Origin of the sequence: Flavobacterium sp., assembly GCF_043720215.1 — a bacterium.
Taxonomy (GTDB): Bacteria; Bacteroidota; Bacteroidia; order Flavobacteriales; family Flavobacteriaceae; genus Flavobacterium.
Window position 1 is genome coordinate 1 of record NZ_JAYSSZ010000274.1, and the last position, 7,070, is coordinate 7,070.

Below are 7,070 nucleotides of genomic sequence, written 5' to 3' on the forward strand. Positions count from 1 at the left end.
AAGTATCTTATAGACAATGAGTTAAAAATAATTTGAAAATAGCAAGTCATTTAATCGAAATTCAAAGTTGGAAGTTTAAATATGTTATCCACAAGATTAACGTCTAACCTAAATGAATGAAAAAAAATGACAACAAAATTAAAAATCCACAATGTAAATCACAATAATTACGCCCGTAGTTTGATAGAAGCCAGTTTAGATCCACTAGTGACTATCAGTCCGTAAGGAAAGATAACGGATGTGAACGAGGCATCAGTAAAAGTTACAGGTATTTCGCGCGAAAAGCTAATTGATACCGACTTCTCCAATTATTTTACAGATCCAAAAAAAGCCCAGGAAGGTTATCTTCAGGTTTTTGAAAAAGGTTTTGTTTCGGATTATCCATTAACCATAAAACACAAAAACGGGAATTTAACAGATGTACTTTACAATGCTTCCGTTTATAAAGACGATAAAGGAAATGTGCTTGGCGTTTTTGCCGCAGCACGTGATATTACAGCACAAAAACAATCTTCGCAATATGCCCGTAGTTTATTAGAAGCCAGTTTAGATCCACTGGTGACTATCAGTCCGGAAGGAAAGATAACGGATGTGAACGAGGCATCAATAAAAGTTACGGGCGTTCCGCGTGAAAAGCTAATTGATACAGACTTCTCCAATTATTTTACAGATCCAAATAAAGCCCGAGAAGGTTATCTTCAGGTTTTTGAAAAAGGTTTTGTATCGGATTATCCATTAACCATAAAACACAAAAACGGGAATTTAACAGATGTACTTTACAATGCTTCCGTTTATAAAGACGATAAAGGAAATGTGCTTGGTGTTTTTGCAGCAGCACGTGATGTTACAGAACAAAAATGGGCAATTGAGTTAAGAAAGGTTAATAAAGAACTTGCTTTTCAAAACAAAGAGAAAGAAAAACAAGCAGAGGAGTTAATCATTGCCAACAAAATGGAGAGAAAACAAGTACTTGCACTGGCACTACAAACCAAAGATTTAAAACAAATAAATGAAAAGTTAAAGGATAAAGAACAACAATTAAGCAATCAATTTAATGCTATTAACAATTCGAATGCTATAATAGAATTCGATTTAAATGGAATTATTTTAGGTCTTAATGAAAATTTTTCAAAGATGTTGGGTTATTCAGAAAAAGAAATTGTGGGAAAGCACCATAGTATTTTTATTGTGAAGGATTATGTTGCTTCAAAAGAGTACCAACAATTCTGGGAAAATTTAAAAAACGGTGAATTTATACAAGGTGAGTTTAAGAGAATTGACAAAAACGGAAAAACTATTTGGTTACAAGGTAGCTACAATCCAATTTTGGATGCATCTGGAAAACCTTTCAAAATATTAAAGTTTGCAACAGATATTTCACTCGTTAGAAAACAAATGCTTGAACTGGCCAAACAAACAAAAGAGATAGAAATACGGGCAGAGGAGTTAAGTCTTGCCAACGAGGAACGCCGGGAAACCAATGAGTATTTGGAGAGTTTAATCGATTCTGCAAATGCTCCAATTATTGTATGGGACAAGAATTATAAAATCACACGGTTTAACAAAGCTTTCGAGAACATTACAGGGAGAACTGAAAAAGATGTTTTTGGCGAAACTCTGGAAATTCTCTTTCCACCTGCTTCTGTCGAAAATTCAATGGATCTTATTAAGAAAACACTTGAGGGTGAGCAGATGAAAGTTGAAGAAATCAATATCGCTCACATCGATGGTTCTGAAAGAATAATTCTTTGGAATTCAGCAAATATAATGTCTTCTGATGGAAAAATACTGATTGCCACTATCGCTCAGGGCAATGACATCACACAGAGAAAACAAGCAGAAGAAGAAATCACAAAAATGAATATACATTTAGAGCAGAGAGTCATCGAACGAACCTCTCAGCTTGAATCTGCAAATAAAGAATTGGAGGCGTTCAGTTATTCAGTTTCGCACGATTTACGCGCTCCTTTAAGACACATTTGCGGATTTGTTGATTTACTGATTAAAAATAATACAATTCAGCTCAATGAAAGTGGCATAAGGTATTTGAACATTATTTCAGAATCGTCTAACGAAATGGGTAATCTGATTGATGCCTTATTAACATTTTCAAGATTGGGAAGGTCTGAATTGCAAGGAACCAAAATTAACACAAAAACAATAGTCAACCATGTTTTAAAATCTTTTACCAGTGAATTGGAAGGAAGAAATGTTGAGATAAAAATAGCAGAACTACCAGATTCATGGGGCGACGAAAATTTACTCAATCAGGTATGGATAAATTTAATTTCAAACGCGTTGAAATATTCACGTAACCTTGATAAAGCCATTATTGAAATTGGAGGTAAAATGAAGGGTGAAAAAGCAATATTTTACGTAAAAGACAATGGTGTAGGGTTTGACATGAAGTATGCAGATAAACTATTTGGCGTTTTTCAACGTCTGCATAAAGCCAAAGATTTTGAAGGAATTGGCATTGGTTTGGCCAATGTGAACAGAATTGTTATGAGGCATGGCGGAAATTGCTGGGCAGAAAGTGAAATTGGCAAAGGCGCCACATTTTTCTTTAGCATTCCAATAAAGAATAGTTAATAAACAAAAATCAGGAAACGAATCTTGATGGATAATGACATCACACAAACGTCAAAATATAAAAATAAATTAGGTACACATGAAAACAGAAATAAAACGAATTCTTATTGTAGACGATAGTCCCAAAGATGTAGAGCTTGCCATTGCAGCTCTTTCTGAAAATAATATGGCCAACGAAATTATTGTTGCTGAAGATGGTGAAGAGGCATTGGATTACCTTTATAAACGCGGTAAATTCATAGATGAACATGGCTTTCCCGCTGTTATCCTCTTAGATATAAAAATGCCTAAAATGAACGGAATTGAAGTGCTTAGGCACATTCGCAATGATTCCAAATTTAATTTAATCCCTGTTATTATGGTAACCTCTTCGCGTGAGGAAAAAGATCTGGTTGAGAGTTATAAATTAGGAGCTAATTCCTATGTTGTAAAGCCCGTTGATTTTAACCAGTTCATGGAAGCTATAAAAATTTTGGGCCAATATTGGGCGATTGTGAATCAACCTCCTCCAATTATTTTATAATTAATTCTATTTGCAAAACAACTTATAAAAATTTCAATATGGATCATAACATAAAAATACTACACCTAGAAGATTCTATAAATGATTCTGAGTTAATACACGCAATTATTGAAAATAGCGGTATTAAAAATGATTATTATTTGGTAGACAATAAAGATGATTTTATTCATTTTTTAAAAACCAAAAAAATTGATATTATCCTGTCTGATTACAGTATGCCGGGTTATCAGGGAAGTGAGGCCTTGAAAATTGCAAGCCAAAACCATAGTCACATTCCTTTTGTTTTTGTTTCAGGAACTATTGGCGAAGATAGGGCTATTGATGCAATGGTAAACGGAGCAACAGATTATGTTCTTAAAAACAAACTTGAACGTCTGATCCCTGCAATTAAAAGAGCCTTAAAAGAATATGAGTTGGAGGCAAAGCGAAAAAAAGATGAATTAGAACTAAAAGAAAAAAACGCGCTCATTGAAGCCCAAAATGAAGAAAAAGAAAAACGAGCCAATGAATTATTAATAGCCAACAAGGAGCTTACTTTTCAAAACAAGGAAAAAGAAAAAAGGGCAGCAGAGTTGGTTATTGCCAACAAAGAACTTGCTTTTCAAAATGAAGAAAAAGAAAAACGAGCAGCAGAGTTGGTTATTGCCAAAGAACACGCTGAAGAAAGTGACCGTTTAAAATCAGCTTTTTTAGCAAATATGAGCCATGAAATTCGTACACCCATGAATGGCATTTTAGGCTTTGCTGAATTATTAAAAGGCCCTGGATTAACAATTGAAGAACAGCAAGAGTACATTGAGATAATTGATAAAAGTGGTAAACGAATGCTAAATATAATCAACGATATTGTTGATCTTTCAAAGATAGAATCTGGTTTAATGAAAATGAATATCAAAGATTCGAATATAAACGAGCAAGTAGAATATATTTATACTTTTTTCAAACCAGAAGTCGAAGCCAAAGGAATGCAACTTTTCTTCAAAAACGCTTTACCAGCAAACGAATCCATCATTTCTACTGACCGTGAAAAAATGTTTTCAATTCTTTCAAACCCTATTAAAAATGCAATTAAATATTCGAACAAAGGTTGTATAGAAATGGGATATGTTTTAAAAACGAAAACGGAATCCACAATTCAGAGTAGCAACAAAGAATTGGAATTTTATGTAAAAGATACGGGTATTGGGATTCCAAAAGATAGGCAGGAAGCCATTTTTGAGCGATTTGTTCAAGCTGATATTGAAGACATACATGCAATGCAAGGAGCAGGTCTTGGTTTGTCAATTACTAAAGCATATATAGAAATGCTTGGCGGTAAAATATGGTTAGAAAGTGAAGAAGAAAAAGGAAGCACTTTTTACTTTACCATTCCTTACAACAATAAATTGGAAGAAAAAAAAGTTACTGAAAACCTTGTCATTGACAATGAAATTGAAGTTCCTCTAAAAAAGATTAAAATTCTAATTGCAGAAGACGACCAAATATCAAAACTTTTTATTAATAAAGCCGTCCAATCTTTTGGTAAAGAAATTTTAAATGTAGATAATGGTGCCGATGCAGTTGAAGCTTGCCATAATAATAAAGATATAGATTTAGTATTGATGGATATTAAAATGCCTATTATGGATGGATACGAAGCCTCGCAAAATATTCGTCAATTTAACAAAGAAGTGGTCATTATTACTCAAACAGCTTACGGATTAAATGGGGATAGGGAAAAATCTTTGGATGCAGGATTCAATGATTATATAAGAAAACCAGTTAACAAAATGGAATTAGAATTACTAATACAAAAGTACTTCCATAATTAACGCAAAAGTTACCTTTTAATTTTCTTTTAATAGTGTATTAACCATTAAATTCCTTCTGTAGCTTCTGATAGGAAGAAGTGACAAATCAGCAATAATGTTCTTTTAGGATTGGGGTATAAGTTTGCACCTAAAGTTGTAATAGCTGTTAGCTGTTCGGTTATTTTTCTGCTATTATAATAGTATGTATTTCTTCTGTTTTATCATTTTTATCATAACTTTTTCTTATCAAATCCTGCTTTTCAAAATTGTTGATTTTTAATTGATTTGTTAAGTTTTCTAAATTGTGATAATAAAAATAAGTTCTGTCTCCGGTACTACCTTTCTGATAACCTGATTTATCTTTTTCACCTTCTACAAAACTTAAATATAATTTCCCGTTTTCATTTAATAAATTTTTACAATCAATTATGAATTTTTCAACATCCAATTGGGATAAATAGGGCAAACAAAATCCACAAACAATTGCATCAAATTTATTCTTTATATTTTCAATATCTCTACTATCAATTATTTCAAACATTGCGTTAGGACAATTTGTTTTTGCCAATTCAATCATGTTAGGTGAAATGTCAGTTCCTAGAATTTCAAAATCTGGTCTTTTATCCAATAAATATTTTGTTATATTTCCAGGACCACAACCAATTTCTAAAATTGATGGATTTTTCTTCAACAATAATTCGCAAAACTTGTCATAAGTGTCATTATATAAATCTAAATCCATAAATTTAGCTTCATATAATTTTGCTACTTTATTCCAAGTTTCAAATGTTTCTAAATATTTATCCATTTCGGTTTTTTTAACTGACGATTAATGTCCTGACGCTTGGCGATGTGGCGGATTTTAGCACTAAAGTTCATACAAACTAGAAATGCTAAACTTTGCACAAATATTTCTAGGAAGCAGGTCAGTCGCAATCTTGCTAAACGCCTGTTAGCAGCCGTTTATTTCTGCCAGTTCCGTTTTGCACTTAAAGTACTGTATTTATTGACTTTATAAAATTTCACAATGCAATTGTAAGCAACAAAAAGCAATGAAATACTTGTTTTGTTATACCTATTGTTGTACCTTCGTACTACGTTGCATCAGTATGAAACACTTGTGTTTACAATACTTTCACTTGTTTGCATCGGAATACAAATATAGTACAACATTTCTAATTTCCTATCATTATGGCTTCTATTAAACTAATTTTAAGAACACATCAAGCAGACCAAACAGGTCATTCTCCGCTTTATATCCGAATTATAAAAGATAGAAAAACGAAATTTATCACTGCTGGAGTTAAACTAAAAGAGAACGAGTGGGATGAAACAAAGCAGAAAGTAAAAAAGAACCACCCAAATAGTGCGAGAATGAATGCGTCATTATCTCAAAAGATTGCAGATGCTGAAGGACAAGTTGCAGACTTGGAACGCAAAGTAAAAACCATTTCAATCAAAAAGTTAAAAGAAGCTATAAAGGGTAAAGAAGTACCAAACTTTTTCGAGTATTCTTATGCTCGTTGTGAAAAAATAAAAGGAAGTGTTTCTTTTGGAACTTATAAAAATTACAAATTGTACACCAAGAAATTTGAAAATTATGTGGGTAGTAAGGATGTGTATTTTGATGATATTACGGTTTCGGTTTTAAAGGATTATATGGCTCATATGGGAAATGTTCTAAAAAATGGAGCAACAACACAACGTTACTCTATAATGATTTTGGCAATAATGTTCAAGGAAGCCATTAAAGAAGATATTATTCCAGAATATATGTACCCATTTAATAAACTGACATTAAAAAAAGATACTGAAAAAAGAGTTTTTTTAAACAAAGACCAAATCGAAATACTAACCAATTTAGAGCTAAAGGAAGGACGAAAAGCGGATTTATGGAGAGATTTATTCCTTTTCTCAATTTATGCAGGAGGATTAAGATTTAGTGATGTTATAGAATTGCAATACAATAATTTTAACGAAGAAGAGCAAAGAATAAAAAAAGTAATTCGTAAAACAGGAAGATTACACCAATTTAAAATCGGTAAAGTCGCACTTGATATTTTAAGTAAATACAAAAAAGAAAATGTGCAGCAAGATGATTTTATATTTCCAATAATAACAGATAAAGTTGGATATTATAAAAGCGAAGAAACACGTTATTTTAT

At 32.2% G+C, this 7,070-nt stretch carries 5 protein-coding genes; 4 read left to right on the forward strand and 1 reads right to left on the reverse strand.

Annotation, left to right across the window (positions count from 1 at the left end; genetic code table 11):
• Positions 1 to 231: 231 nt before the first annotated feature.
• The 3 genes from ACHZC3_RS12120 (at position 232) to ACHZC3_RS12130 (ending at position 4,926) form a co-directional block, all read left to right on the forward strand.
• Positions 232 to 2,592 carry a PAS domain S-box protein gene (locus tag ACHZC3_RS12120; protein ID WP_394760125.1) on the forward strand — a complete coding sequence of 787 codons (2,361 nt, stop codon included), beginning with the start codon at positions 232 to 234 and terminating at the stop codon, positions 2,590 to 2,592.
• 79 nt (positions 2,593 to 2,671) lie between these two features.
• Positions 2,672 to 3,115, forward strand: a complete 444-nt coding sequence (locus ACHZC3_RS12125) for a response regulator (protein WP_394760121.1) — start codon at positions 2,672 to 2,674, stop codon at positions 3,113 to 3,115.
• Positions 3,116 to 3,153: 38 nt separating this feature from the next.
• On the forward strand, positions 3,154 to 4,926 hold the full coding sequence (locus tag ACHZC3_RS12130; RefSeq protein ID WP_394760122.1) for a response regulator: 1,773 nt from the start codon (positions 3,154 to 3,156) through the stop codon (positions 4,924 to 4,926).
• Between the two features lie 157 nt (positions 4,927 to 5,083).
• Here ACHZC3_RS12130 and ACHZC3_RS12135 read toward each other — a convergent pair whose 3' ends face one another.
• Entirely contained in the window at positions 5,084 to 5,713 is a 630-nt protein-coding gene (locus tag ACHZC3_RS12135; RefSeq protein ID WP_394760123.1) for a class I SAM-dependent DNA methyltransferase, read from the reverse strand.
• A 383-nt stretch (positions 5,714 to 6,096) separates the two neighbouring features.
• Here ACHZC3_RS12135 and ACHZC3_RS12140 point away from each other — a divergent pair.
• Positions 6,097 to 7,070: phage integrase SAM-like domain-containing protein (locus tag ACHZC3_RS12140; RefSeq protein ID WP_394760124.1), on the forward strand; the 974-nt coding region annotated here is incomplete at its 3' end.

Excerpts from the sequence above, each read along its gene's own strand:
- ACHZC3_RS12125 (WP_394760121.1), top strand. The coding sequence starts at position 2,672 with ATGAAAACAGAAATAAAACGAATTCTTATTGTAGACGATAGTCCCAAA.
- ACHZC3_RS12135 (WP_394760123.1), bottom strand. The coding sequence starts at position 5,713 with ATGGATAAATATTTAGAAACATTTGAAACTTGGAATAAAGTAGCAAAA.
- ACHZC3_RS12130 (WP_394760122.1), top strand. The coding sequence starts at position 3,154 with ATGGATCATAACATAAAAATACTACACCTAGAAGATTCTATAAATGAT.